Origin of the sequence: Mesorhizobium sp. B2-1-3A, from assembly GCF_006442655.1 — a bacterium.
GTDB lineage: Bacteria > Pseudomonadota > Alphaproteobacteria > Rhizobiales > Rhizobiaceae > Mesorhizobium.
This window is the reverse complement of the sequence record NZ_VFWK01000007.1, coordinates 53,893-79,012: the sequence shown is the minus strand read 5'-3', so window position 1 is coordinate 79,012 and position 25,120 is coordinate 53,893. Positions and strand designations below refer to the sequence as shown.

Annotated in this window: 24 protein-coding genes; 7 read left to right on the top strand and 17 right to left on the bottom strand. The window is 61.9% G+C overall.

Features of this window, described 5'->3' with window-relative positions; translation table 11 throughout:
* The first annotated feature begins 5 nt into the window (after positions 1–5).
* The 4 genes from mgtA to FJ977_RS27440 all read left to right on the top strand — a co-directional run bounded on the left by mgtA (position 6) and on the right by FJ977_RS27440 (position 4,783).
* Positions 6–2,702 (top strand): magnesium-translocating P-type ATPase, encoded by a 2,697-nt coding sequence (gene mgtA / locus FJ977_RS27455; protein ID WP_140775311.1) that lies wholly within the window; start codon positions 6–8, stop codon positions 2,700–2,702.
* 213 nt (positions 2,703–2,915) lie between these two features.
* Positions 2,916–3,611: a VIT family protein gene (locus FJ977_RS27450; RefSeq protein ID WP_140775631.1), complete on the top strand. Its 696-nt coding sequence runs from the start codon at positions 2,916–2,918 to the stop codon at positions 3,609–3,611.
* Between the two features lie 197 nt (positions 3,612–3,808).
* Positions 3,809–4,069: a DUF6455 family protein gene (locus tag FJ977_RS27445; protein WP_140775310.1), complete on the top strand. Its 261-nt coding sequence runs from the start codon at positions 3,809–3,811 to the stop codon at positions 4,067–4,069.
* Between the two features lie 165 nt (positions 4,070–4,234).
* Positions 4,235–4,783, top strand: coding sequence for a hypothetical protein (locus FJ977_RS27440; protein ID WP_140775309.1), 549 nt, complete (start codon positions 4,235–4,237; stop codon positions 4,781–4,783).
* Between the two features lie 103 nt (positions 4,784–4,886).
* Here the strand turns inward: FJ977_RS27440 and FJ977_RS27435 are convergent, their stop codons facing one another.
* The 10 genes from FJ977_RS27435 to FJ977_RS27390 form a co-directional block, all read right to left on the bottom strand.
* A complete protein-coding gene (locus tag FJ977_RS27435) occupies positions 4,887–5,582 on the bottom strand; it encodes a CBS domain-containing protein (RefSeq protein ID WP_140775308.1) in 696 nt (231 codons plus the stop codon).
* 65 nt (positions 5,583–5,647) lie between these two features.
* Positions 5,648–5,818 carry a cbb3-type cytochrome oxidase assembly protein CcoS gene (gene ccoS / locus FJ977_RS27430; protein ID WP_140775307.1) on the bottom strand — a complete coding sequence of 57 codons (171 nt, stop codon included), beginning with the start codon at positions 5,816–5,818 and terminating at the stop codon, positions 5,648–5,650.
* On the bottom strand, positions 5,815–8,100 hold the full coding sequence (locus FJ977_RS27425; protein ID WP_140775306.1) for a cation-translocating P-type ATPase: 2,286 nt from the start codon (positions 8,098–8,100) through the stop codon (positions 5,815–5,817). The genes ccoS and FJ977_RS27425 overlap by 4 nt, the downstream gene beginning before the upstream one ends.
* Positions 8,097–8,612 (bottom strand): FixH family protein, encoded by a 516-nt coding sequence (locus FJ977_RS27420; RefSeq protein ID WP_140775305.1) that lies wholly within the window; start codon positions 8,610–8,612, stop codon positions 8,097–8,099. Before FJ977_RS27420 ends, FJ977_RS27425 begins: the two co-directional genes overlap by 4 nt.
* Complete coding sequence (ccoG, locus tag FJ977_RS27415) at positions 8,609–10,168, bottom strand: cytochrome c oxidase accessory protein CcoG (protein WP_140775304.1); 1,560 nt, start codon at positions 10,166–10,168, stop codon at positions 8,609–8,611. Before ccoG ends, FJ977_RS27420 begins: the two co-directional genes overlap by 4 nt.
* 172 nt (positions 10,169–10,340) lie before the next feature.
* Positions 10,341–11,204 (bottom strand): cytochrome-c oxidase, cbb3-type subunit III, encoded by an 864-nt coding sequence (gene ccoP, locus FJ977_RS27410; RefSeq protein WP_140775303.1) that lies wholly within the window; start codon positions 11,202–11,204, stop codon positions 10,341–10,343.
* Positions 11,205–11,206: 2 nt separating this feature from the next.
* The gene (locus FJ977_RS27405) at positions 11,207–11,356 is read right to left on the bottom strand and encodes a cbb3-type cytochrome c oxidase subunit 3 (protein WP_095769664.1); all 150 of its coding nucleotides are present in this window, start codon (positions 11,354–11,356) and stop codon (positions 11,207–11,209) included.
* Positions 11,357–11,368: 12 nt separating this feature from the next.
* On the bottom strand, positions 11,369–12,100 hold the full coding sequence (gene ccoO / locus FJ977_RS27400) for a cytochrome-c oxidase, cbb3-type subunit II (RefSeq protein WP_140775302.1): 732 nt from the start codon (positions 12,098–12,100) through the stop codon (positions 11,369–11,371).
* A gap of 10 nt (positions 12,101–12,110) precedes the next feature.
* Complete coding sequence (gene ccoN, locus FJ977_RS27395; RefSeq protein WP_140775301.1) at positions 12,111–13,721, bottom strand: cytochrome-c oxidase, cbb3-type subunit I; 1,611 nt, start codon at positions 13,719–13,721, stop codon at positions 12,111–12,113.
* Positions 13,722–13,970: 249 nt separating this feature from the next.
* Entirely contained in the window at positions 13,971–14,684 is a 714-nt protein-coding gene (locus tag FJ977_RS27390; protein WP_140775630.1) for a Crp/Fnr family transcriptional regulator, read from the bottom strand.
* Positions 14,685–14,790: 106 nt separating this feature from the next.
* Between FJ977_RS27390 and hemN the strand changes: the two genes are divergently transcribed.
* On the top strand, positions 14,791–16,188 hold the full coding sequence (gene hemN, locus FJ977_RS27385; protein ID WP_140775300.1) for an oxygen-independent coproporphyrinogen III oxidase: 1,398 nt from the start codon (positions 14,791–14,793) through the stop codon (positions 16,186–16,188).
* A 20-nt stretch (positions 16,189–16,208) separates the two neighbouring features.
* On the opposite strand, the gene FJ977_RS27380 is transcribed toward hemN, so the two are convergent.
* From FJ977_RS27380 to FJ977_RS27355, 6 genes are all read right to left on the bottom strand, one after another.
* On the bottom strand, positions 16,209–16,640 hold the full coding sequence (locus tag FJ977_RS27380) for a potassium channel family protein (RefSeq protein WP_140775299.1): 432 nt from the start codon (positions 16,638–16,640) through the stop codon (positions 16,209–16,211).
* Positions 16,641–16,732: 92 nt separating this feature from the next.
* Positions 16,733–17,179: a group III truncated hemoglobin gene (locus FJ977_RS27375; protein ID WP_140775298.1), complete on the bottom strand. Its 447-nt coding sequence runs from the start codon at positions 17,177–17,179 to the stop codon at positions 16,733–16,735.
* Positions 17,180–17,203: 24 nt separating this feature from the next.
* A complete protein-coding gene (locus tag FJ977_RS27370; RefSeq protein ID WP_140775297.1) occupies positions 17,204–18,076 on the bottom strand; it encodes an SUMF1/EgtB/PvdO family nonheme iron enzyme in 873 nt (290 codons plus the stop codon).
* A 69-nt stretch (positions 18,077–18,145) separates the two neighbouring features.
* Positions 18,146–19,249 carry a copper-containing nitrite reductase gene (gene nirK, locus FJ977_RS27365; protein ID WP_140775296.1) on the bottom strand — a complete coding sequence of 368 codons (1,104 nt, stop codon included), beginning with the start codon at positions 19,247–19,249 and terminating at the stop codon, positions 18,146–18,148.
* 264 nt (positions 19,250–19,513) lie between these two features.
* Entirely contained in the window at positions 19,514–19,960 is a 447-nt protein-coding gene (locus FJ977_RS27360; RefSeq protein ID WP_140775295.1) for a pseudoazurin, read from the bottom strand.
* A 155-nt stretch (positions 19,961–20,115) separates the two neighbouring features.
* Entirely contained in the window at positions 20,116–21,312 is a 1,197-nt protein-coding gene (locus FJ977_RS27355; protein ID WP_140775294.1) for an NnrS family protein, read from the bottom strand.
* 205 nt (positions 21,313–21,517) lie between these two features.
* On the opposite strand from FJ977_RS27355, the gene FJ977_RS27350 reads away from it, so the two are divergent.
* Positions 21,518–22,222 carry a Crp/Fnr family transcriptional regulator gene (locus FJ977_RS27350; RefSeq protein ID WP_140775293.1) on the top strand — a complete coding sequence of 235 codons (705 nt, stop codon included), beginning with the start codon at positions 21,518–21,520 and terminating at the stop codon, positions 22,220–22,222.
* Here the strand turns inward: FJ977_RS27350 and FJ977_RS27345 are convergent.
* Positions 22,219–22,419, bottom strand: a complete 201-nt coding sequence (locus FJ977_RS27345) for a DUF1858 domain-containing protein (protein WP_348643233.1) — start codon at positions 22,417–22,419, stop codon at positions 22,219–22,221. The two genes, FJ977_RS27350 and FJ977_RS27345, sit on opposite strands and share 4 nt — an antisense overlap.
* A gap of 295 nt (positions 22,420–22,714) precedes the next feature.
* Between FJ977_RS27345 and FJ977_RS27340 the strand changes: the two genes are divergently transcribed.
* On the top strand, positions 22,715–25,096 hold the full coding sequence (locus FJ977_RS27340) for a phosphoketolase family protein (RefSeq protein ID WP_140775291.1): 2,382 nt from the start codon (positions 22,715–22,717) through the stop codon (positions 25,094–25,096).
* The last annotated feature ends 24 nt before the right edge of the window (positions 25,097–25,120 follow it).

Genomic DNA, 25,120 nt, shown 5'->3' with positions numbered 1-25,120 from the left:
CGGCTATGGCGACCGGAACGGCAGATGCCAGGGACCAGCCGGCAGCCATGGCGGGCGCGGAGCAACTGATCAGCCGCCTTTCCGGTCATGTCGAGCATGCCTACTGGTCGATCGAAACGGGTGACCTGGCAGGGCAATTGGAGACCTCTTCTTCGGGTCTGCTGAGTGTCGATGCGGCAATCCGACTTGCCAAATTCGGCCGCAACGCACTGGCGTCCCGGTCCGGCGGATCGGCATTGACTGTATTCGCGCGCCAGTTTCGCAGCCCACTCGTCCTGATTCTGGTCTTTGCCGCCGCCGTTTCAGTGTTCGTCGGGGAGAGTCATGAAGCGGCGATCATCGGCGCGATCGTGCTCGCCAGCTGTGTCTTAAGCTTCACTCAGGAATATGGCGCCTCTCGCGCGATGGAGGTCCTGCGGCAGCGGATCTCCCGCAAGGCCACCGTGCTCAGGGATAGCATCGAACGGACTATCGATGTCGAGGAGATCGTTCCCGGCGACGTCGTCTGCCTGTCGGCCGGCAATCTCATTCCGGTCGACGGCGTCATTCTCGAGTCGCGGGATTTCAACGTCAGTGAATCTGTTCTGACCGGCGAAACCTTTCCCGTCGTCAAGTCCGCCGGCCGCTCCGCGCCCGAAGCCGGCATCGCGCAGCGAACCAATGCGGTCTTCACCGGCACCTCGGTCCGCAGCGGAACAGCAAAGGTGCTTGCCGTCGCCACGGGAGCGCAAACCGAATTCGCATCGATCGCCGAAGCATTGGAGCGCCGGATACCCGAGACCGGATTTGCTCGCGGCATCAGGATGTTCGGATATCTGATGACCGAGATCATGCTTGTGATCGTCATCCTGGTGTTTTTCGCCAACGTCATGCTTGAGCGGCCGTTGATAGAGTCGCTCCTGTTTTCGCTTGCCCTGGCGGTTGGGCTGACGCCCGAATTGCTTCCCGCGATCATCAGCGTCACCCTGGCCAAGGGTGCGCGGATGATGGCCGCCAGCGGCGTCATCGTGCGCCGTCTCGACGCGATCGAGAACCTCGGCAGCATGGATCTGCTTTGCACTGACAAGACAGGAACGCTGACGGAGGGCGTCATTCACCTCGATGGGGCGTTCGATGTCGAGGGCATTGCTTCGAGGAAGGTTCTGCTTTGGGCGCGGCTGAACGCGATTTTGCAAACGGGCTTGAAGAATCCTTTGGACGAGGCAATTGCAAGCGCTCCGCATGACCAAGACGATTTGTCCGGTTTCACCAAGATCGACGAGAGCCCCTACGACTTTGTTCGCAAGCGGTTGTCCGTTGCCGTGCAGGACAGCGCGCATGAACAGGTCCTCATCACCAAGGGAGCCGTCCAGAACGTCATCGAGGCGTGTGGCTTTGTGCAGGATCGGGACGGCTTGACCCCCCTCGGCGCGACGGAACGCCAGGCGATCGACGAGAAATTCAGGCGCTGGAGCGCGCAAGGGTATCGTGTTCTCGGCCTGGCGATCCGCAGATTTCAGAACAAGGCGAGCTTCAGCCGCGACGACGAAACCGAAATGGCATTCGCGGGGTTCCTGCTGTTTCTCGATCCGCCAAAGGAGGGGGTAAGGGAAACCCTGTCGGCACTTGCCGGTCGCGGCATCGGCGTGAAGGTGGTTTCCGGCGACAACCGCTACGTCGCCGCGCATCTGGCCGAGGCTATAGGCCTCCGGTCCGACCGGATCATGACGGGCGAAGATCTGGCGAAAATGACGAAAAATGGTCTTCTGGCAAGTGCCCGCAATATCGATCTCTTTGTCGAGATCGATCCAAACCAGAAAGAGCGCATTGTCGAGGCGCTGCGCCGCAGCGGCCATGTCGTCGGCTATCTTGGCGACGGCATCAACGACGCGCCGGCGCTTCATGAAGCCGACATCGGCATTTCGGTCGATACCGCTGTCGATGTCGCCCGCGAGGCCGCGGATATCATCCTGCTCAAACGCGACCTCGGTGTATTGGTGCGGGGCGTCGATGATGGCCGAAAGACGTTCGCCAACACGATGAAATACATCTCCATCACGACCAGCGCCAATTTCGGCAACATGATCAGCATGGCCGCAGCCTCGCTCTACCTGCCGTTCTTGCCGCTGCTGGCCAAGCAGATCCTGCTGAACAATTTCCTGTCGGACATTCCGTCGCTTGCGATCGCGGGTGACAACGTCGACGCCGACCAGTTACGGAGACCGCGGCACTGGGACATCCATTTCATAAGACGTTTCATGGTGAGTTTCGGGCTCGTGAGTTCTGTGTTCGACTTCGCGACCTTCGCGTTCCTTCTGTTCGTAGCGCATGCTGCGGCAGCCACGTTTCAGACCGCGTGGTTTGTCGAATCCGTGCTGACCCAACTTGCCATCCTGTTCATCGTGCGTACGCATGTGAGGCCATGGAACAGCCGTCCCAGTCGCCTGCTTGCGGGGCTCGCTTTTGGCGTTGGCGGTATCGCCGTCGCCATCCCGTTTGCTCCCTTCGCCAAGTGGTTCGGTTTCGTTCCCCTGCCAGCACCGGTGCTGGCAGGGCTGCTCGCGATCACGATGCTCTATATCGTTGTGTCGGAGGTTACCAAAACCTGGCTTTTCGATCATGGTCGCCGGGGTAAGCGCAGGCGAAAAACCACGGGCACGCATGAACCGCGAGCAAATCGGCCTGGCCCTCTGGGTGAGGAGCCAAGGCGGTCTGTTCCATAGCTATTGTTCCAAGGTTCGGGCGCTCCGGCTGAGCCCTTGTATGCATGTTAGGAGCACTCGCGAAAGCGCCGGCTCGGCGGCCTGCGGCTGCCAATTGACTTTGATCAAGGCATTTGTTCGGATCGAGGGGCATCAAGCAGTCGAGCTGCCTTCTGGCGCTTGCCGATATGGACGCGAAACCGTGGCGAAACAGACGACTTTTCCTTCATTCAAATGACTCGTCTTCATTCCGAAAATCATCTGGTGTCGCGCGTCGGCTGGTTACGGGCCGCGGTGCTGGGCGCAAACGACGGCATCGTCTCGACCGCCAGCTTGATCATCGGAGTTGCAACCGCAAATGCCGCCACCGCCAACGTGCTGGTAGCGGGCGTCGCTGGCCTTGTGGCCGGCGCTATGTCGATGGCCGCCGGCGAATATGTATCCGTCAGTTCCCAGGCTGATACCGAGCATGCGGATCTCGAGCGAGAGCGAAAAGAGCTGGCGAGCCAACCCGAGTTCGAGAGGCAGGAGCTTGCCCAGATCTACATCGATCGCGGCGTGGAGCCTCAATTGGCGTTGCAGGTGGCTGACCAGTTGATGGCCAAGGACGCGCTTAGCGCACACGCCCGCGACGAACTTGGTATTTCCGAGGTTACCGCCGCACGACCGATCATGGCGGCGCTGGCTTCGGCGGCGGCGTTTTCAATCGGTGCGATTATGCCATTGGCAATGGTGCTGCTTTCGCCACCCGCGAGGCTGGTTGCGGTAGTCGCGATTGCATCGCTCCTGTTCCTGGCGGTGCTGGGCGCGATCGGCGCGCGGGCCGGCGGCGCCAATGTATTGAAGGCCACCGCCCGGGTCACCTTTTGGGGAGCGCTGGCGATGGCGCTGACCGCGGGCATTGGCGCTATGTTTGGGACCGTAGGCTAGGACTGCGGCCTTACCGAGCTCATCATATCCAGGCGAGCCATGCTGTATCCAGAGCTGACTGCGCTGGTGTGGGCTGGGCGGGAAGGGTGGCCTTGTCCAGCGGAAGCAGTTCCGGGAATGGATGGCCCTCGTTGACCGAGATCAACGTCGCACGTCGCTTGGCATGGCAATGATTGCCGTCTGAGGAGTGTGACGACATGAACTTTCTCGAATACCTGACTGGACTTGATGCTCGAACGGCCCTGATGGGGCGCATGATGCAGAAACTGGGCGTCGACAGGCCGCTGAAAGTCGTGGCGGATCACGTCGCCGTCACCAATCGTGCGGTGGACCGGTGCCGGTCCTGCCGTCACCAGGAGGAATGCGCGACATGGCTTGATGAGACGGCGCATGCGGATCACCCGCCGGCCTATTGCCGCAATGGCGACTTGATCGCCCGGTTGCAATCTATCCGTTGATTGAACACCAACGCCTAGCCGGATCGGCTGCCGCGGTGCGCCCTTATTCCAGCCGGCGACGGACGATTTTGCCCTTGCGACGAGTTGACGGTCCAGGAGGCTTTTGACGACAGTCGGCACAAGTGGGACTGCTGCAGTTGACAGGTTCGCATACGAGGCAGGCGTTTGGACTATCTGCATTTTCTGGAAGCATTCCTGCTTTTTGCCGCGCCGGGGCCGACCAACGCTCTTCTGGCGGCAGGCGCGGTCAAGCGTGGGAATGCCGCTACGCTCCTTGCCGCGCAGGCATGCGGATACGGGATCGCGGCAGCCTTCTGGCTTTCTCTGCGTTCCCTGGTGCCGCCTGGCACCATCCAGATGGTTCAACTGGTTGCCGCTGCATGGCTGGTAATACTTGGCTTTCGCCTGATCGCCGTCAAACGCGCCGACGCAACCGGGAACGGCGGTGGTATTTCCATCCTGGCAACCACCGTCCTCAATCCGAAGGCGTTCATCTATTGCGTGGCCATCGTGCCGATGGATATCGAGGCAGGCGCGCGGGGCATGGCTTGGATCGTATTGCTTGTAATCACGGCAATTACCGGATCGATGTGGCTGTTGCTGGGCAGGCGGCTGAGCGGCGGCAAGAGGATAGCAGATACAATCGCCGGCGCGGCGCTCATTGCCTTCGCGCTGCTGTTGGTTCGGCCCTTGATACCCTTGTTGGCGATTTAAGGGAGGGGCCGGAATGCTGGATTGGACGGGGCGGATATGCAGCCCGAAAAATCTCCCTTTGGCGATGCGCTGTTCGGGAGCCGTTCCGCCTCTGTGACGTCCTCTAGGAGAGAAGCAGGACCGAGAACGTCCCGGCGCAGAAGAGTTTGTCCGTGACCTTCTTGACCCCGTCGACGTTCTCGGCCGCAACGACAGCGGCCTTTCGCTGACGCTCGTCGAAAATGGCGCCACTCAGTTCAACGTCGCCGCCATCGACGGTAACGCCGATAAGATCGCCGCCACTCCAGGATTGCCCCTGCAACTCGGCGATGATCTTCCTGCGTATGACCTCGTCATCGGCAGTCGCGGCGCCTGATTTGGGCAGGATCCGCAGCAGGGCGCGCAACAAATCGGAGCGGGTTATGATCCCGGCCATTCTGCCCTGATCGAGGATCGGCACATTCTTGATGTCGTGGTCAGCCATCAATTCGACGATCTCGGCCAGCGACGCCCCAGGCGGCGCCGAGACGACGTCCGTCGTCATGATGTCGCCAACCCGACGGCCGGTTGTGTGCACATACTCATCGGCGATCTTGCCGGGGCCGGCCAGAAATTCGAGCCAGCGAGGACGAACACGCTGGGTGCCAAGTTCCTTGCGCCGGAGGAAGTCGCCTTCGCTGATGATGCCAATCGCCACACCGTCGCGTGTGACCGGCAGGCAGCTTATCTTCCTGGTCACCATCAGGTCGGCGGCGTCGGTGATCGAGGCCGAAGCATCGATTGAGATCACCGGCGTCGTCATGATGTCCTGGGCCTGCATCGGTGCCTCCTGCTCTTCGTCAGGCATTTTCTGGAACGCCGGGAGCGTCGGCGCTTTGATCCGCGTCAGTTTGACCGCAGGCCTTCATTGTCCTGCACATCGGGCTCGATCAATATCCGCTCGGCGGCTCCGTCGAGATCCTCGTACTGGCCGCTGCGTAAGGCCCACAGGAAGCCGGACAAACCGAGCGCCCCCAGGAAGAGGGCCACCGGAATGAGGTATACGAGCGTGGTCATGGATGGGCCGCTTCGATGATTTCGGTGCGGCGCCTGGCCGGAGCCGCGTCAGGTGCCGCTTTCGCCGTGGCCTGAAGCCGCAACGCATTCGCGATCACGATCAGCGATGAAGCACTCATCGCGATCGCCGCGATGAGCGGCGTCACATGTCCGAGGATGGCGATCGGCACGGCGAAGGCGTTGTAGATGATTGCGATCGCGATGTTCTGGCGGATGAGCCGGCCGGCCTTGCGCGAGACATCCAGGGCGAGCGGTACGGCCAACAGGCTCTCGCGCAGGAAGACGAAATCCGCGGCTTTGCGACCAATGTCGGCCGCGGTCGCCGGAGCCATCGAAACATGAGCGGCGCCAAGTGCCGGCGTGTCGTTGAGGCCATCGCCCACCATCAGCACCTTGTGACCGGCGCGGGCCAACGTCTCTATCCTTTCGACCTTTCCCGACGGCAGCAAGGCCGGCACGAAGCGATCGATGCCGACGATCCCCGCCGCCTCGGCGCAGGCCCGCGCAGTGTCGCCGGAGAGTATCTCGACCGGGATGCCGTCGTCCTTCAATCTCCGCACCGCGGCCTTCGCATCGGGTCGCGTGGCATCCTCGAAGGCGAAGCAAGCGACGATCCTGCCATTCTGGGCGAGAACCGTGCCGCCAAGGCCGCCATATTTTCCTTCACCGCCCGTACGGGCCTTCCACCCTGCCCAGCCGCGCCGGCCAAGGCGCCAGGTATCGCCGCCGGCGAACGCTTCGATGCCGAAGCCGGGCTCTTCCTGCACGTGGTCGAATTTGGTTCGGCTACGATCGTTTCCGTATGTCGCCAGAGCCTTTGAAAACGGGTGCCGGGAATGAGCTGCCATGTCGGTCGCGATCGCCAGCATGGCCGGATCGATCGATGCGGCATTGACCAGTCTGGGCAGCCCCATGGTCAACGTCCCGGTCTTGTCGAAGACAGCCGCATCGATCGCCGCGAGACGCTCCATGGCCGAACCGTCCTTGACCATGACGCCGGCCTCGAACAGGCGCCGGGCTGCCACGACCTGGACAATCGGCACGGCCAGGCCGAGCGCGCAGGGGCAGGTGATGATAAGCACGGCGATGGCGATGGTCATGGCCCGGTGCCAATCGCCGGACGCAACTATCCAGCCGAGGAATGTGACAAAGGCCGCCAGATGGACAACCGGCGCGTAGAGGGCCGATACCCGGTCCGCAATTCGCCTGTAGCGAGAGCGGCCGCCCTCGGCGGCCTCCATCAGCCGAACCATTTCCGCAAGGAAGGAATCCTTCGCGGCGGCGGTTGCCTGGATCGTCAGCGGCCCCGTCAGGTTCAACGTGCCAGCCTGGACATGTGTGCCGGCACCCACGGTTTTGGGCGCGCTCTCGCCGGAGACGATCGAGCAATCCAGGTCGGAATTCCCGCTGATGATATCGCCGTCGACCGGTATCCGCTCTCCGGCCGCGATGAGAAGGCGCATTCCTGCCGCGAGCTCGGCGACGGGCACGTATTCGCGTGTTCCGTCGTCGCGCAGGACAATGGAACCCCGCGCGGCAAGGCGCGACAGGCCATTGACCGCGGTTCGCGCTCGCTCACGCATGACGTGGTCCAGCGTGCGGCCGATCAACAGGAAGAAAAGCAGCGATACCGAAGCGTCGAAATAGGCGTGCTCGCCGTGGTTGATGGTCTCATAGAGGCTCATCGCGTAGGCGAGCGAAACCCCCACCGCGATCGGCACATCCATGTTCATCCGGCCATGGCGAAGCGCGTTCGCCGCAGAGCGGAAGTAGATACCGCCGGCAAAGGCGAGGGCTGGAATGGCGATCAGCGCGGACAGCCAATGAAACAGATCGCGTGTCGGACCTTCCGCTCCCGACCAGACCGATACCGAGAGCAGCATGATGTTGCCGGCGGCGAAGCCCGCCACGGCGACAGCGCGGATCAGCTCCGAGAGCGTCCTGTCCTTCTCGTGAATTTCCGGGTCGAACAGGTGCGCCTGATAGCCGAGACGGCCGAGCACGGCAAAGAATGGCGGGACGCTGTCTCCGTGCCAGCGCACCGACACACGCTTCGTCGAGAGGTTGACGCGAGCGGACTCGACGTTCTCGACCGAGCCGAGCGCAGCCTCGATCGCTTGGATGCAAGCCCCGCAGTGAACCGTCGGCACCGACAGGTCGGTCTGGTGGATGTCGCCGCCCAGAAAGCGGCTCGCCAGCTTGATCTCCTCGCTCGACGGCGGCGCGGATGCAGCGGCGGGGACCTCCAACGCCATTTCCGCTCCTGGCGCGCAGCAGCTCATTGCAGGGCTCCATTCGAGATCATGACGCGGCGAACGTCACGAAACGGTGACGTCAGTCCGGCGTCCGCATCGATCTCCACGATCCAGACGCCATCCCTCGGCGTGTGCCGGACGGCAAATTCCTGTATGTCGCCCGGAGTGCCTCCGGGCCTCGCGGCAAGTGTCAGGGCTTCATCCGCGGCCTCGTAGGCCGGGTGGCGGAACAGCATCTTGACGCCGTGCAGCGGCACCGGCTTGCCCTTGCTGTCGGCAAGGCTGTAGCGGACCTCGCCTGAGGCGACGGTCAGCCTGCCCGTCCAGCCTAGCGCCGCCTGTGCCCTTCCTTTCCGCGCTTCCTCGTTGAACTGCTGGCTTGCGACATAGGTGTTCTCGACAACGAGGCCCGTCCAGCTCTTCTCGGCGAGGGTCGCCATGGTGACGTTGACCCCGATCACCACAGCGAAGAAGCTCAGGATGACGATCAACATGTGCCTGCCGGTGAACTCGCGTGGCTTCCGCGTTTCGACGCTCATCTGCTGTTCTCCGGCGCGTTGAAAGTGGCGGTGTATTCGGCGGATTCGGAACTCGCCTTGTCGTCGATGCGAAATTCGAAATTCTGCGCCGGCTTCTGGATGCGGTCTGCCGGTTGCCTGACGAAGATTTTGAGCGTCTTCAGCCGGTCGGGTTCCACCGGAATGGAGAAAGAGCGACTTGCGGCCTGATCGATGCCGACGATGCTCATCTCACCGCCGTCGAGACCCTGCAGCGTGACCTCGATCGTCCTCGGTTGGGGTATCATGTTGAGCAGCTTGACCGTGTAGCCGTTCCGGATCGAGCCGTCCGAGAGCGTCACGAACTGGGGATTGCGATCGTGCAGGACATTCAGCTCCAGCCGCTCGCGCGTCAGCAGCGAATAGACGAGCACCAGGCCGATCGCCGACCATGCGCCGAGATAAATGTAGGTGCGCAACTGGAAGATCTTGCCGAGATGGAAGTGTGCCAGGCCGTCGGCGAAGCTGCCGTTCGCCGTTCTTACGAGCGCCGGATTGACCGGGCCAGTGCCGCCGGAAGTGGCCACTGCCATGTTGGCGTTGTAGTCGGCCAGCGTTGCATAGGAAATCAGCCCGCGTTCTCGGCCGAGCTTGTCCATGACGCTGTCACAGGCGTCGATGCACAGCGCGCAGGTGATGCATTCCAGCTGCTGGCCGTCACGGATGTCGATGCCCATGGGGCAGACGGCGACACAGGCGTTGCAATCGACGCAGTCGCCGACCGATTGCCCGGCGGCCGAGACCTTTTTGGCGTGCCTTGAGCGCGGTTCGCCGCGCCAGTCGTTATACGTCACCGTCAGCGAATTTTCGTCGAGCATGGCCGCCTGAATGCGCGGCCAGGGGCACATGTAAGTGCAGACCTGCTCCCGCATCAGCCCGCCGAACACATAGGTGGTGCCGGTGAGCACGGCGATCGTGACATAGGCCACGGGCGCCGCCGTGCCGGTGACGACTTCGCCAAGCAGCTTCGGCGCGTCGGCGAAGTAGAAGATCCAGGCGCCGCCCGTGGCCGCTGCGATGACGAGCCAGACGGCGTGCTTGGAAACGCGCAGGAGGAGCTTGCGAACGGTCCACGGGGCAGCATCGAGCTTGATGCGGGCGTTGCGATCGCCTTCGATCGCCCGTTCCACGACAAGGAACAGGTCCACCCAGACGGTCTGCGGGCAGGCATAGCCGCACCAGGCCCGCCCGACCGTCGATGTGATCAGGAAAAGACCGACGCCCGCCATCATGAGAAGGCCGGCGACGTAGTAGAATTCCTGCGGCCAGATCTCGATGAAAAAGAAGTAGAAACGGCGGTTCGCCAGGTCGATGAGAACGGCCTGGTCGGGAGCGAAGGGGCCGCGGTCCCAGCGCAGCCACGGCGTCAGGTAATAGATACCGAGCGTGATCGCCATCACCAGCCATTTGAACTGGCGGAAATGGCCGGAGGCCCGCTTCGGAAAGATTTTCTTGCGTGCGGCATAAAGTGGCTGTCGCGTCTTTGCGGAATTGACCGCTTCGGCTTCGAGCCGTTCTACCTGCGACTGATCCAGCACGACGATCTCCAATCACGGCGAAAATGACGCCGCCTTCCTGCAGCAGTCTTGCAGTCGCCTGGGCGCGTCGCGTTGATGCAGGTCAAATTGAGACATCAAAAAGCAAGTCGAGGCCCGGCATGGCCGGGCCTCGTCGCTTGAACGGCCAAGGGCTGAGAACAGGCCCCCGCTCCTATTCTCCGCCGCCAAGCGAATGGACATAGACGGCCAGTTCCTTGACCGTCGTCTCGCCAAGGCGGCCGACCCAGGCAGGCATCACCCCGTTCTTCGGGGCTCGCACCTGAGAAGCAATCGCGGCTTCGCCGGAACCGTGGAGCCAGATTGCATCAGTCAGATCGGGTGCCCCGAGTTCCCGGTTGCCCTTTGCGTTCTCGCCATGGCAGGCGGCACAATTGTCCGCGAAAACCTTGGCGCCGGGCTCGATCAGGGTTTTGTCCCGTACCGGCCCGGAAAGGCTGGCCACGAAAGCGCTGACCTGCGCGATCTGCTCGGGCTTGAGCACGTCGAGGAAGGCGGGCATCTCCGACTGGCGGGTATCGGCATCCGAGGCGAAACGGATGCCGTGCGTGATCGTCTGCTGGATCTGCTCCGTCTTGCCACCCCAAAGCCAATCGTCATCGTTGAGGTTCGGAAACCCTGTCGACCCTTGCGCGCCGGAGCCGTGGCACTGCACGCAGTTGACCTTGAATGCCGCGCCGCCGGCCGCGACGGCGAACTCGCGCAACGTGTCGTCCGCGGCGATTTCCGAAGCAGTTTTAGACTGTATCGCCGCGACGTATTTGGCCTTGCCGGCTTCAGCCGCGGCCATTTCGTTCTTGACGTCATTGCGGCTGGAAAAGCCCAGGACACCCTTGGTGGCGGAACTCAGCATCGGCCACGCGGGATAGGCGATCGTGTAGGCCAGGGCCCAGGCGATGGTGACGTAGAAGGTGATCACCCACCAGCGCGGCAGGGGATTGTTGAGCTCCCTGATCCCGTCCCATTCGTGGCCGGTCGTCGTCACGCCCGAGATTTCGTCGACATGCTCGCTGCTCATGATCAATCGTCCTTAAGAGGAATCTGTGCGGCGCGGTCGGCATGCGCCTTGCCACCCGGACGAAGCGCGAAAGCAATGCAGCCTACAAAGAACAGGGCCATGGCAAGCAGACCCCAACTGTCGGCGAACTCCCGCATCAAATTGTATTCCATCGGTTGCTCTCCTCAGCGGTAGCCAGCTGCTTCGTCGTAATTCTTGAAATCGACCAGGGTGCCGAGCATCTGCAGATAGGCCACCAGGGCATCCATCTCGGTGACCTGCTGGGGGTTGCCGTCGAAGTCGCCGACCTTGGCTTTCGGATAGCGGCTCTCCAGTCCGGATGTGTCGGCGTTGGGATCGGCCTGCGCCATCAGGTCAGCGTTCGCGTGGGAGATCATGTCGTCGGAGTAGGGCACTCCGACGCGCCTGTTCGCCACCAGATGCGTCGAGAAATCCTTCACCGCGATCGGCGTGTCCTTCAGGAACGCATAGCTGGGCATGATCGACTCGGGCACGACGGAACGCGGGTCCGTAAGGTGCTGGACGTGCCAGCTGTTGGAGTAGCGGTCGCCGACGCGAGCGAGATCGGGGCCGGTCCGCTTGGACCCCCATTGAAACGGATGGTCGTACATCGACTCTGCCGCCAGGCTGTAGTGGCCGTAGCGTTCCACCTCGTCCCGGAACGGCCTGATCATCTGGCTGTGGCAGAGGTAGCATCCCTCGCGCACATAGATGTTGCGGCCGGCGAGTTCGAGCGGCGAGTAGGGCCGCATGCCATCGACCTTCTCGATCGTATTGTCGAGATAGAACAGAGGCGCGATCTCGACGATGCCGCCGACGGTCACAACCAGCAGGGATCCGACAAGAAGCAGCGTGGCGTTCTTCTCGATCAGCGCGTGTTTATCCATCAAGCCCATATCTGGCTCCTTATTCGGCAGGCTGGAGGGCGGGGGCGGAACCGGGCAAAGGCTGCTCTTCGCGCTGGTAGCCACGAATGGTCATGGTGACATTCCAGGCCATGACCAGCATGCCGGCGAGGTACATGGCGCCGCCCGCGGCGCGCATGACGTAGTAGGGATGCATGGCAGCGACGGTCTCGGCGAAGGAGTAGACGAGGAATCCCTGCTCGTCGTATTCGCGCCACATGAGCCCCTGCATGATACCCGAGACCCACATCACTGCCGCGTAGACAACGATGCCGAGCGTCGCCAGCCAGAAGTGCCAGGTGACAAGCCGCATCGAATAGAGCCGCTCGCGGTTCCAGAGCTTGGGCACCATGTAGTAGATCGCACCGAAGGTGATCATGCCGACCCAGCCGAGCGCGCCCGAGTGGACATGGCCGATCGTCCAGTCGGTGTAGTGCGAAAGCGAGTTGACCGTCTTGATCGACATCATCGGGCCTTCGAATGTCGACATGCCGTAGAAGGCGATGGCCGCGACCATCATGCGGATGATCGGATCAGTGCGGATCTTGTCCCAGGCCCCGGAGAGGGTCATGAGGCCGTTGATCATGCCGCCCCAGGAAGGCATCCACAGCATGATCGAGAACACCATGCCCAGCGTCTGCGCCCAGTCGGGCAGGGCGGTGTAGTGGAGATGGTGCGGACCCGCCCAGATGTACAGGAAGATCAGTGCCCAGAAGTGGATGATCGACAGGCGGTAGGAATAGACCGGCCGGTTCGCCTGCTTGGGCACGAAATAATACATCATGCCCAGGAAACCGGCGGTGAGGAAGAAGCCGACCGCGTTGTGGCCATACCACCACTGGGTAAGTGCGTCCTGAACGCCGGAGAAGGCCGAGTAGCTCTTCGATCCCAGCAGTGATGCCGGCATCGACAGATTGTTGACGACGTGGAGCATCGCGATGGTGACGATGAAGGAGAGATAGAACCAGTTGGCGACGTAGATGTGCGGTTCCTTGCGCTTCAGGATGGTGCCAAGGAACAGGATCAGGTATGCGACCCACACGATCGTCAGCCAGATGTCGACATACCATTCCGGCTCGGCATATTCGCGGCTTTCGGTGATGCCGAGCAGATAGCCGGTCGCGGCCATGACGATGAAAAGCTGATATCCCCAGAAGACGAACCAGGCGAGATTGCCGCCGAAAAGGCGTGCCCGGCAGGTGCGTTGGACGACGTAAAGCGAGGTGCAAATCAGCGCGTTGCCGCCAAAGGCAAAGACCACGCCGGAGGTATGGACCGGCCGCAACCGACCGAAATTGAACCAGGGCTCGATGTTGAGGTGAGGGTATGCAAGCTGCAGCGCGATGATCACGCCGACCAGCATGCCGACGACACCCCAGAACACCGTTGCGATGGCCCCATAGCGGATCGGACCATCCATGTAGGCGGAGGGGTCGATCGGCGTCGCGGGCTTGAAATCCGTATTGCGCAGCAGGATCGCAGTGAAGCCAGCCACGGCGAAGAACAAGACCCACATGTGCTGGCGAAAAGGTTCATCCACGCCGAAGCCGGCGGCCACGAGGGCACCAAAAGCAAACAGGCTTAAAAGGACGATCTCCGTGCCAAATTTCATCGCAAGTCCCCGATCGCGTCTCGAAAGTTCCGGCGGAAATGCCCGCTCGCGGCACCATTTCGGGATTTTCCGTTCCCGGGCCTTGATCCAGGTCAAACGCGGAGAGCTTTTGTTGGGGAGGGTCGCAGCGACCGCTGGAGCGTGGCTCTGGCAGTGACGTGACCAGGCAGGAAGCGCCGATGAAACGACCTGCAGGGCTGAAGTCGGTGATTCCGGAAAGTCAAAGCCGGACGACGGTTCGACAGCGGGTTAGTCGCCGCAGCGTTCCTCGAACTGAGCCATGCTTGCGAGGCTTATGTGTCGCTTGTTTGTGATCCGGATCGCGCCGTCCACTCGCAACCTGGAGAATTCTCGACTTACCGTCTCGATCGTCAGGCCGAGAAAATCGGCGATCTCCCCGCGTGTCAGCGGCAGATCGAAGCTGATAGGGTCTGCTGGATGTTTGGATGGGTCGATGTTTCTGGCGAACATAAGAAGGAAGCTTGCGACCTTTTCGGAGGCGGTCTTGCGCCCCAGTGCCGCCATCCAGTCGCGCGCTTCGTCCAGTTCGTTCAGCGCGCGGTTCAGCAACAGGCGTCCAAGCTCCGGCACCTCGTCTGTCATTCGATCGATGATCGTTCTTGGAAACGAACATAGCGCCACATTCGTCAAGGCTTCGGCCTTGATCGGCCGTTTCGCCTCGAACGGCCTGCCCAGAAAATCAGGCGCGAAATGGAACCCGACAATCTGCTGACGACCATCCGAAAGATCCCTCGTGAGCTTGACTACGCCGGACAACAGGTTGGAATAGGTTCCGTCGTCGTGCAGTATCGTCCCTGCTGAAACCTCATGTCTGGACGAGGCTTTGGCCAGCTCGGCAAGTTGGCGGGCGTTGAGCGCGCCGCACAATCCACCCCGCCGCGCTTCGCAGGACTTGCAAATTGCGGGAACGTCAACTTGTTGAGCATCCTGTCTGGCGGCCATTGCAACGCCCGTGATCAATAGGGACGGCAATTTGCACCCGTTGTGACCTGAGTCGCCTTGATCGAGATCAAGGTTTTGCCGCGGTGGTTCAGGCAGTCTGACCGTCATGACCCCTCCCGCCGCTACCGTCCATTCCCCGCGCCCAACCCCGGCCCTGAGTCCAACACCGGCCGTCAGCCTTGTCGACAACGTGCCGCGTTACACGAGCTATCCGACCGCGCCGCACTTCCATCCGGGCGTCGACGCGGTCACGGTTCGCGGGTGGATGGACGCGCTCGAGGGCGATGACGAGATATCGCTGTATCTGCATATCCCCTATTGCGACCGGCTGTGCTGGTTCTGCGCCTGCCACACCAAGCAGACGCGTCACTATGCGCCTGTGGCCACCTTCCTGCGCTCACTCCACAAGGAGATCGAAACGGTCGGCGGCCTTGTGAGTGGCCGGGGCAGGGTTCGCGCCGTCCATTTCGGCGGCGGCTCCCCGACAATGCTCAAGCCCGACGACATCCTGGTGCTCGGAAGAGCGTTGCGGGATCAATTCGACTTCCTCGACGATGCCAGCCTCAGCGTCGAGATCGACCCGAACGACATGGATGAGGGTCGGCTTGATGCCTTCGCCGCGATCGGCATGACAAGAGCGAGCCTCGGCGTACAGGATTTCGATCCCAAGGTGCAGAAGGCGATCAATCGCGAGCAGGGTTTCGCGCTGACCAAAAGCATTGTCGATGCGGTGCGCGCACGGGGCGTCACTTCCGTCAACCTGGATCTGCTCTACGGTCTGCCGCACCAGACCCGCGAGAGTGTCGCGGCGACCGTCGCCCAGGCGCTGACGCTGGCGCCAGACAGGCTTGCCTTGTTCGGCTACGCGCATGTGCCTTGGTTCAAGAAGCACCAGACGATGATCGATGAAGCCTGGCTGCCCGATTCCGCTGCACGTCTGGCGCAGTCTCAGCTTGCGGCGCAACTGATTGTCGACGCCGGCTACGAGGCATTGGGGTTGGACCATTTCGCAAAGCCGGAGGACACGCTGGCGGTTGCCGCCCGTGCCGGCAAGATCCGCCGCAATTTCCAGGGCTACACCGAGGACCAGTGCGAAACCCTGATCGGTCTCGGTCCCTCGTCGATCAGCCGGTATCGACAGGGCCACGCACAAAACATCGTTGCCACCGGCGAGTACGAAAAGGCCGTGGATTCCGGACAGCTGGCGATAGCGCGCGGCATTGAGTTCAGTCTCGATGATCTGGCGCGGGGCTGGATCATCGAACGTCTGATGTGCAACTTCACGTTCTCGGCGGTGGACCTTGTCGAGCGCTTTGGAGCGGTCGGCCAGACGCTGCTCTGCGAGGCGAGCCGGCTGGCCATCAGCGGTGCCGGCCAGCTTCTTCGGCTCGAAGGTGAAAACTTCGTCGTGCCGCGGGAAAGCCGTCCCCTGGTCAGGACGGTGGCGGCGAGATTCGACAAGTATCTCAGCAGTGGAACCGGCAGGCACTCGCCAGCGGTCTGAACGACGGCTCGGGTACCGGGTCAAAAATGCTCGCCGACCCGGAAGGGACCGACACGGATGCCGGCGGCGATCAGATAGGCGGTCGACCAGCCAATCAGCAGAAAGCCATTGATGCCCTCCAGGGCCGCCAGCACCCGCCAGCCATGGGCGGGCACCACATCTCCATAGCCGACCGTCGAAAAGGTGATGGTCGAGAAGTAGAGCGCGGTCTCGAAGTCGCTCAGGATTCCGAGCAGCCGATAGAGTCCGGCCCATAGCCAGACCTCCGCCGTCATGACAGCGAAAAGCCCCATGACCACGCTGATCATGGCCAGGACCCGGCTGCGCCGTCCGTGCATGCGAAAGAGCGCAACAATCCGTGCCATTGCGTGAGTGATGGCGATGAGGCCGAAAGTATGGATCAGTACCGTCAGGCTGATGACGATGGTGCCGACGAAGAGATTAAGGATCATCGGCGGAAATTACGGGCCCCGACGGCCACAGTCCTTGCGCATGATCAAACCGGATGTCGGCCCGGTAAGCTCCACCGTGCCGGCGAGATCTGCTAGCCAGGCACCTTGGTGGCGGGGCCGAGGTGGAAGAACATGGCGAGCTTCAAGCTCGTTGCTATCCTTTCCGCCCGTTCCACGAACACCGCCGCGATCTCGGGGGCGAAGAGCTCGGACGCCGTCTCGCCGAAGAGAGCCAGCCAAATCTCGAAGTCGGCTTCGGTGACATTCTTGAGCTTCAGATGAGCAGGCACCGGCCGGCCATGATAGTCACCGCTTTTCAAGATGACGGAGCACCAGAAGTCCGTCATCTTCTCCAGATGGGGCTCCCAATCGCCAACGATTTCTCGGGCGAAGACGGGCCCGAGCCGCTCATCCTTTCTCACCCTGGAATAGAATTTGCGGACCAGCACTCCTATCGAGGTCCGGTCGACGCCGGGGCGCGCCAAGGGCTGTTCGGCGGCAGGGGGAACCCTGTCAAGCGAGGCCGGCTTCGGAGTCATCTACGTTCCTTTCTTGTCGAGCAATCAGGTGAGGCCCAGTCGGCGACGGGCGGCCTGCAGGAAGCCACCGGTATCATGGACAAGGCGGAAACCGAGATTGTCGGGCGGCGTGCCGACCGCGCAACCGCCGCTTTTGCCGTCGCGGATGAAGTTCGACATGTAAGTGCGGTGGAAACCCTCCACGACATGCACACCGCAATTGGTGATCGAACTGGCGATACGCGCGCCGTCGCTGGATATCGTCGCATGGGCATAGCAGGTCGCCGTCCACTCCCAGACATTGCCGGCAATGTCCGCAACACCTTTTGAATTGGCTCCAAATGCTCCAAGAGGTCGAGGTTCAGGATCCGGTTTGCGGCCGAGCGCCGCCTCATTGCGATATTGCGTGAGCCATCGCCTCGCCGGATCGGCAGGATCGCCATCACCACCTTCTATGTCGGCTCGAAATCGCTCACCCGCGGCATAGGCCCATTCCGCGTCGGTCGGTAGCCGCCACGCTTCACCTGTCTTCTCGGACAGCCAGTTCGCATAGGCCTGTGCATCAGTGAAGCTGACGCCGGTCGCCGGAACGTTGCCGGCGAGGCGCGAATCAGCCGGCTGGCAGGCGCCGTCCAGGACGCAACGGTCATAGTCCGACGCGGTCACCTGAAACATCATGATCTCCAGCGGCGCGTCGATAGTCTCCTTCAAGATGGGCGCAGGCGCGGAATGGTCGTCCTTGAGGAATTCACCTGGCTGCGGGTGGTTGAAGGAACCAGGCGCCAGGGTGACCATGTCGGTCAAGACAACTGGCCCCCGAGGTTGCCAGGACATGCCGTCGACCGCGTGGCTGACACCCAGTCCGATGAGGGCGGCAGCCGCGATGGTTCCGAATGTGAAGACAGGGTCGAAGGACATGTCCAAACTCCGCCTGCCCTGCAATTCGCCGGCGGTGCCGGAAAATTGCAGGGCGATCGGCTTTTCTTCCTACGAGGCAATCGCCTTGGGAGCTTCGACCTGCATCATCAGATCGTCGTCCCAGGTTCCATCGACCGTGAAGTGCGCGGTTGCGCCGAGTTCGACGGCCTCGATCAGATTGTGGTTCACGTAGGCGTAGACCCCCGGCTGCCGGAACGTGTAGAGAGCGGCGCCCGCCGATCCACCCCGAATGAACCAGGTCTCGAGATCCTTGGCCGGGGCATTGCCGAACTTGCCCTGTTCCCAGACGAAGTCTCCGTGGCCGCCGATCAGGTGCGGGCGAGTGTCGCGATTGGCCTGGGAATGGACGATCAGCACCGTTTCCCCGACCTTGGCCTTCATGGCGTTCTCGCCGGTCAGCGATCCAGCCTTGCCGTTGAAGACGACATGCGTCGGGATCAGGCCGCGCATCACCTTCACGGTATCGTCGTAATTGTCGCCGACCGAGTCGTACTTCTTGAATTTTCCCTGCTCGTCGCGCGGGATGTAGAAGTCGTTCTCACCGATATAGTAGATGCGGTCGTAGCGGACGGGCTTGCCCTTTTCGTCCTTCAGGCCGTCGCGCGGCAGGACCATCACCGCTCCGCTCATTCCCGACACGACATGCCAGGGGATCATCGCTCCGCCCGGTGCGCAATGGTAGACGAATGTTCCGGACCGGGTCGCCTTGAAGCGCAACGTCACTTGCTCTCCCGGGTTGATCAGTGTCAGTGCACCGCCGCCGAGCCCGCCGGTCGCCGCATGGAAGTCGATATTGTGGGCAAGCGTATTGGTGTCGGGATTGATGAGCGTGAGCTCGAGATAGTCGCCCTCATGCACGACCATGAGCGGGCCCGGAATGGAGCCGTTATAGGTCATGGCATTGAGCTGCGTGCCGTCGGCGTCGATGACCGTCGGCTTCTCCTCGATCTTCATGGTGAACTCGACAACCTTGGGGCCACCCTTGGCCACCTGGTCGTGAGGGTGCACGAAAGGCGGCGCGACAAGGGTCACTTTTTCGCGTGGAAGTGAGGCCACATCCTTCACGGCAGCCATAGCCGGCACCGGGCCGATGGCGGCAACGGCAGCGGCGGTAAGAACAGAACCCAGCAAAGCTTCGCGTCTCGTAAGCATTTTCATCTCCTCGACTTCAACGGTTTCGATGAAGCCAGGATAGTGTCTTGACGCGGCGCGTCTTTGCGTTTGCGCAAATCTGAGCCAGATGAATTTTAACTTGGAGGCAGTTGCCTAAACACGTCTTTGCGATGACCGCTGGTCACAGCGGCGTGCCAAACGGCAAATGAAAAACGAAAATGGCCGGGTCGGACCTCTCCCCAGGTCCGCCCGGCCAGTGCTTCCGGCTCGCCATCACCGGAGGCAGGCTCAAATCATGTCCGGTCAGTTCGAAGCAGCTTTGGTCGCCTCGGCGAACAGCTCGGCAAAGACCGGCTTTGCCTTGCCGATCTGCTTGACGGCTTCCGCCGTTTCCAGGTTGACCGGCTTGCCGACGACGATCAGCGCCACCATGCCCATGCCATAGTGGGGGGCGCACTTCACGCCATAGACCCCTTCCTTGGTGAGGGTGACCGTGATCTCCTCGCTCGCCTTGCCTTTGAAGGGCTCGGCGCCGTCCGGAATCATTCCCTTGATGATCTCGGCATTGTGGGTCTTGTCGGTCGGCACGAATTTGATGGTGTCGCCGGGCGCCGCCCGGATGAAGTCCGGCTGGAAGACCATCGAACCCTTGTCACCCTTGTTCAGCATCTGGACGACATGTTCTTCGGCATTTGCCGCTCCGGTGATTGAGAGCAACGCGATCGCCGCGGCGATGAGGGGCAGTTTCATTGGAATAGTCCTTTCTTTGGTTCACCACGGCATCAACCGTTGCGCCCTTGTAGGCCGTCGGACGGCTTGGCAATTTGTGCTGGCGCAAATTGTTTCGACGAAAATGATTGGCGCGGGGCTGGCGAGAAACTGGCGGAACGTCGCCAGCCAACCTTTCATGCGCCGCTCTTGCGCGCTTGCCGGCGCGGTCGCACGAGCATTCCGCCAAAGAGCACGGCGTAGCCGACGAAGGCGGCAACCCAGAACGCCGCAGAGATAGGCAGGAGAATTGCTGCGGCGGGAGCCATGGCGGCCACTACACGCAGGATGGCGGCAATGACGATCGCAGCGAAGATCGCACGTGTTCCGGCGCTTGCCGTCAGTTCGCGGCCGGTATGGCCGAGGGAGGCACGGGTCATGACGGCAAGCGTCATGCATGCCACCGCTCCCACGGCCAATGTATGAATGCCGGCCACCGCAGGAACTGCCCCCGGCGCGAACACGGCCAGTCCGGCAAGCGCCAAGCCCAGAGGCACAAAGGCGAACGCAATGTGCAGGATCAGAACCAAAGGGTCGGCCGGCGTCCGGTCGCCCGCCCAGCGGGCAAGCCGAACTGCGTTGAACACCGCTGCGGCGATCAGCAATGCTCCGGTTGCAACATTCTCGGGAAAAAAGGTCCACGCGGCGAGGCCGACGGCGGATAGCGCGATCGTTGCGATATCGAACTTGCCAAACGATACCGGGAGCCGGCCGGGGTTCTCGCGAGCCAGCCAGTTACGGGTGAAGCTCGGAATTATCCGCCCGCCGACAATCATGATGAGGACGACAACCGCTCCAAGGCCGAGACGCCGGCTCATGTCGGAGGCTCCTTGATAATGCGCTTCCAGATGAAACATGACGTTTGCCGCAAAGAGGATCGTGACGGGCAGCAGCACCTTGAGGTTTCGCCAGTTTCGCCCGGCAATGATTTCCGTTGCGGCGGCCGCCACCACAGCGAGAAGAAAGGAGCAGTCCATGACCGCGCTCAGGAGCCATCCCGTTTCCGCAGAAAGGAACACGGCCGCCCGACCAGCGACCCAGAGCAGCACCAGCATCAGCAGGCGAAGATCCTGAACGGGAAGCCGTCCGGTCCAATTCGGAATTGCAGTCAGCAGGAAGCCGGTCTCGACTGCCGGCAGGTAGCCGAAAAGCAATTCATGAATATGCCAGTCCACGGGCAGGAAGGTGCTGAAGGTTTCGAGCTTGCCGTAGTAGAGGGGCAGCCACAAAAGGATCGCGGCAGCGGCTTGCAGGGAGCCGAGCAGAAAGAAGGGCCGGAATCCGTAAGAGAGAATTGCCGGATAGGCGCTTGGTCGCGTCCGTGGAATTGCCATGACATGCCTCATCAAAACCAGGCAGGGCGCCTGTTTGGGTTCTTCTATCCCGGTCGCGAAGGATGGAGCTTGCCCCAGCGCAAACAAGCGGGTGATTGGCAGGCGGCAGCCAGGGGAGGCTTCACTTGTCGAAGGGCGGTGGTCCGTGACACAGTCGGGCAGGGGCCTGAGCGCGTTGCATTGTTGAAGTTGGGGAGGATGGCCTTTGGCAAGCCTTGATCGATCACTGGTTGCCGGGCTGTCCGTATTCGAGGGGATCGCTTCCGCGGACCTCGATCGCATTGTCGGACAGGCACGGTCTATTCGGGTCGCCAAGGATCAGCCGGTGTTCGAGCAGGAGCAGGAGGCCCATTCGTTCTTCCTGCTGCTCGACGGCCATGTGCGCGTGATGAAATCGACTCCGGATGGGCATGAGGTGACCGTGCGCTACATAAGCCCGGGCGAATTGATGGGGATCGCCAGCGCGCTGGGCCGGACGACCTATCCGGCAAATGCCGTCGCGGCTGTCGATTGCGTGGTGCTTGCCTGGCCGAGCCAGCTCTGGTCCACATTCGCCGCGAGCTTTCCGAGCTTCAGTGCCAATACCTACAAGGCAGTGGGAGTGAGGCTGCAGGATGCCCATGCCCGCGTCATCGAGATGTCCACCGAGCAGGTCGAGCAGCGCGTCGCGCATGCCTTGCTGAAGCTGATCAAGCAGTCGGGGAAAAAGACCGAGGAGGGAATTCTGATCGACTTCCCAATTTCACGCCAGGACGTCGCGGAAATGACGGGCACCACGCTTCATACGGTCAGCCGGCTGCTTTCCGCATGGGAGGACCAGGGGCTCGTCAAGAGCGGACGGCAGAGGATAGTCGTGATCGAGCCGCATCGTCTCCTTGTCATTGCTGAAGGTCGCGCGGCAAAGAGTTAACCCACGTCACTTTCGATGGCCGCCTCCAGATCGTGGCGAAGCTGATCCTCATCCAGGTCATGCTCGCGCGCCGCGTCGAAAACGGTGTGAAAGGACGCGATCGGGCAGCCGACGCACAGCATTCCGTGCTGGAGAACGACACGAATTGTCGCCGGCGTCTCGCGCATGATCCCGTCCATGGTCGCATCGGCGTTCAATTTGCGTTTCATGTTGCTTGTCCGCATCTTGCAAACAACTATCCTGCCTGGCCTTTTCAGGGCGTTCGTTGCTCTGAAGCAAAGACGGCGCTGTCTTGCCCTGCGGTCGCGGCTTCGAGGCGCGGTTTGGAGCCGCAGTCGGCCTGCCCGGCATTTGCGATGGATCAAAGCTCGACGCTTCTTGGCCGGATAGATCGATGGCGCCCGGTCTTGACACCGGCCGGTCATGAACCGGTGGCAGCGTCGAAGCGTTGTGCTTCAGCCGGTTCGGTTTAACCCAGCGAAGGAGTCGGAAATGACCGTGCATCCCAGCACCAATCGCTTGTCCGCACAGGAACTGCACGACATCGATGCCTATTGGCGTGCCGCCAACTACCTGACCATCGGGCAGATTTACCTGCTCGACAATCCGTTGCTTCGCGAGCCCCTTCGGCTGGAGCATGTCAAGCCAAGGCTGCTCGGCCATTGGGGAACCTCGCCGGGTCTCAGCTTCATCTATGCGCATCTCAACCGCGCTATCAGACAGCGCGATGCCAATGTCATCTATGTCTGCGGTCCCGGCCATGGCGGACCTGCGATGGTTGCCAACACCTACCTCGAAGGCACCTACAGCGAGATCAATCCGGACGTCGCGTCGGGCGAGGCCGGGATGAAGAAACTCTTCCGGCAATTCTCCTTTCCAGGCGGTATTCCCAGCCATGCCGCGCCCGATGTGCCCGGCTCGATTCATGAAGGCGGCGAGCTCGGCTACGCGCTGTCGCATGCCTATGGCGCGGCCTTCGACAACCCGGATCTGATCGTCGCCTGCGTCGTCGGCGACGGCGAGGCGGAGACCGGTCCGCTCGCGACGTCCTGGCACTCCAACAAGTTCCTTAATCCTGCGCTTGATGGCGCGGTGCTGCCGATCCTCCATCTCAACGGCTACAAGATCGCCAATCCCACCATTCTGGCTCGCATCCCCGAGGACGAGCTGCGTGCGCTGTTCATCGGCTACGGCTACGAGCCGCTGTTTGTCGAGGGTGATGATCCGGCCCTGATGCATGAGCGGATGGCGGTCGTGCTCGACGATGCGCTGGACCGCATCAAGGCGATTCAAGACACGGCTCGCAGCGGCGCAAAGACGGCGCAGTCGCGGCCGAAATGGCCGATGATCGTGCTGCGGAGCCCGAAGGGCTGGACCGGCCCCAAGGAAGTGGATGGCCTGAAGACCGAGGGATTCTGGCGCGCCCACCAGGTCCCGCTGTCGGGCCTTGCCGAAAACCCCCAGCATCTGAAGATGCTCGAGGAATGGATGAGAAGCTACCGGCCCGAAGAGCTTTTCGATGCCGCCGGCGCGCCCGTGGCCGCGATCCGCGCCACCGCGCCGGAAGGCGACAGGCGCATGAGCGCCAACCCGCATGCCAATGGCGGCCTGCTGCGCCGGTCCCTGGAACTGCCCGGCCTCAATGAGCACGCCGTCCCGGTCGAGCGGCCCGGGAGCGTCAAGGCAGAGTCGACCCGCGTGATGGGCAGTTTCCTGCGCGACGTCATGACGTTGAACCAAAGCGCCAGGAATTTCCGCATCGTCGGGCCAGACGAGACGGCTTCGAACCGGTTGCAGGACGTCTTCGAGGTGACGGAGCGCGCCTGGATGGAAGAGATACTTCCCGAGGATGTCCACCTGGCGCGGGAAGGCAGGGTTCTGGAAATTCTATCCGAGCATACCTGTCAGGGTTGGCTGGAAGGTTACCTGCTTACCGGGCGCCACGGCTTCTTCTCCTGCTACGAAGCCTTCACGCACATTGTCGATTCCATGTTCAACCAGCATGCGAAATGGCTGGATGCCTGCCGCAAGCTCGCCTGGCGGCGACCCATCGCTTCGCTGAACTATCTTTTGTCTAGCCATGTCTGGCAGCAGGAGCACAATGGGTTCAGCCATCAGGATCCAGGCTTCATCGACGTGGCGCTGAACAAGAAGGCGGACGTGGTGCGCGTCTACCTGCCGGCGGATGCCAACAGCCTGCTTTGCGTGACCGACCATGTGCTGCAGACATGGAACCGCATCAACGTCATCGTCGCCGGCAAAGCCAATTCCTGGCAGTGGCTGTCCATCGAAGACGCGAAAGTCCACTGCAGGGCCGGCATCGGCATATGGGAATGGGCATCGACCGACGGTGGGGCCGAGCCTGACGTGGTGATGGCCTGCGCCGGCGACGTGCCGACGCTCGAGACGCTTGCCGCCGTTCAAATCCTCAGGCGCCACATTCCCGACCTCAAGGTCCGCGTGGTGAACATTGTCGACCTGATGACGCTGCAGCCGAAGGAACATCATCCGCACGGGCTGTCGGATCGCGAGTTCGATGCGTTGTTCACCAGGGACAAGCCTGTCATCTTTGCCTATCACGGCTATCCATGGACTATCCACCGCTTGACCTACCGGCGGACCAATCACGACAACATCCACGTGCGCGGCTACAATGAGGAAGGGACGACGACGACGCCGTTCGACATGACCGTGCTGAATGGACTTGACCGCTATCATCTCGTGCTCGGCGTGCTCGACCGCATTCCCGGGCCGGCCGGCGCGCACATCCAGCTGAAACAGGCCATGGAAGGCAAGCTGATCGGGCACGCAGCCTATATCCGCAAGCACGGGCAGGACATGCCCGAGATCCTCGGTTGGAAGTGGGAGCGGTAGTCGATGACGAAGCGCCAGGCAGAG

Coding starts and splice junctions, on each gene's coding strand:
- mgtA (WP_140775311.1), top strand. CDS start 6: ATGGCGACCGGAACGGCAGATGCCAGGGACCAGCCGGCAGCCATGGCG.
- FJ977_RS27450 (WP_140775631.1), top strand. CDS start 2,916: ATGACTCGTCTTCATTCCGAAAATCATCTGGTGTCGCGCGTCGGCTGG.
- FJ977_RS27445 (WP_140775310.1), top strand. CDS start 3,809: ATGAACTTTCTCGAATACCTGACTGGACTTGATGCTCGAACGGCCCTG.
- FJ977_RS27435 (WP_140775308.1), bottom strand. CDS start 5,582: ATGCAGGCCCAGGACATCATGACGACGCCGGTGATCTCAATCGATGCT.
- ccoS (WP_140775307.1), bottom strand. CDS start 5,818: ATGACCACGCTCGTATACCTCATTCCGGTGGCCCTCTTCCTGGGGGCG.
- FJ977_RS27425 (WP_140775306.1), bottom strand. CDS start 8,100: ATGAGCTGCTGCGCGCCAGGAGCGGAAATGGCGTTGGAGGTCCCCGCC.
- FJ977_RS27420 (WP_140775305.1), bottom strand. CDS start 8,612: ATGAGCGTCGAAACGCGGAAGCCACGCGAGTTCACCGGCAGGCACATG.
- ccoP (WP_140775303.1), bottom strand. CDS start 11,204: ATGAGCAGCGAGCATGTCGACGAAATCTCGGGCGTGACGACGACCGGC.
- FJ977_RS27405 (WP_095769664.1), bottom strand. CDS start 11,356: ATGGAATACAATTTGATGCGGGAGTTCGCCGACAGTTGGGGTCTGCTT.
- ccoO (WP_140775302.1), bottom strand. CDS start 12,100: ATGGGCTTGATGGATAAACACGCGCTGATCGAGAAGAACGCCACGCTG.
- ccoN (WP_140775301.1), bottom strand. CDS start 13,721: ATGAAATTTGGCACGGAGATCGTCCTTTTAAGCCTGTTTGCTTTTGGT.
- FJ977_RS27390 (WP_140775630.1), bottom strand. CDS start 14,684: ATGGCCGCCAGACAGGATGCTCAACAAGTTGACGTTCCCGCAATTTGC.
- hemN (WP_140775300.1), top strand. CDS start 14,791: ATGACCCCTCCCGCCGCTACCGTCCATTCCCCGCGCCCAACCCCGGCC.
- FJ977_RS27380 (WP_140775299.1), bottom strand. CDS start 16,640: ATGATCCTTAATCTCTTCGTCGGCACCATCGTCATCAGCCTGACGGTA.
- FJ977_RS27375 (WP_140775298.1), bottom strand. CDS start 17,179: ATGACTCCGAAGCCGGCCTCGCTTGACAGGGTTCCCCCTGCCGCCGAA.
- FJ977_RS27370 (WP_140775297.1), bottom strand. CDS start 18,076: ATGTCCTTCGACCCTGTCTTCACATTCGGAACCATCGCGGCTGCCGCC.
- nirK (WP_140775296.1), bottom strand. CDS start 19,249: ATGCTTACGAGACGCGAAGCTTTGCTGGGTTCTGTTCTTACCGCCGCT.
- FJ977_RS27360 (WP_140775295.1), bottom strand. CDS start 19,960: ATGAAACTGCCCCTCATCGCCGCGGCGATCGCGTTGCTCTCAATCACC.
- FJ977_RS27355 (WP_140775294.1), bottom strand. CDS start 21,312: ATGGCAATTCCACGGACGCGACCAAGCGCCTATCCGGCAATTCTCTCT.
- FJ977_RS27340 (WP_140775291.1), top strand. CDS start 22,715: ATGACCGTGCATCCCAGCACCAATCGCTTGTCCGCACAGGAACTGCAC.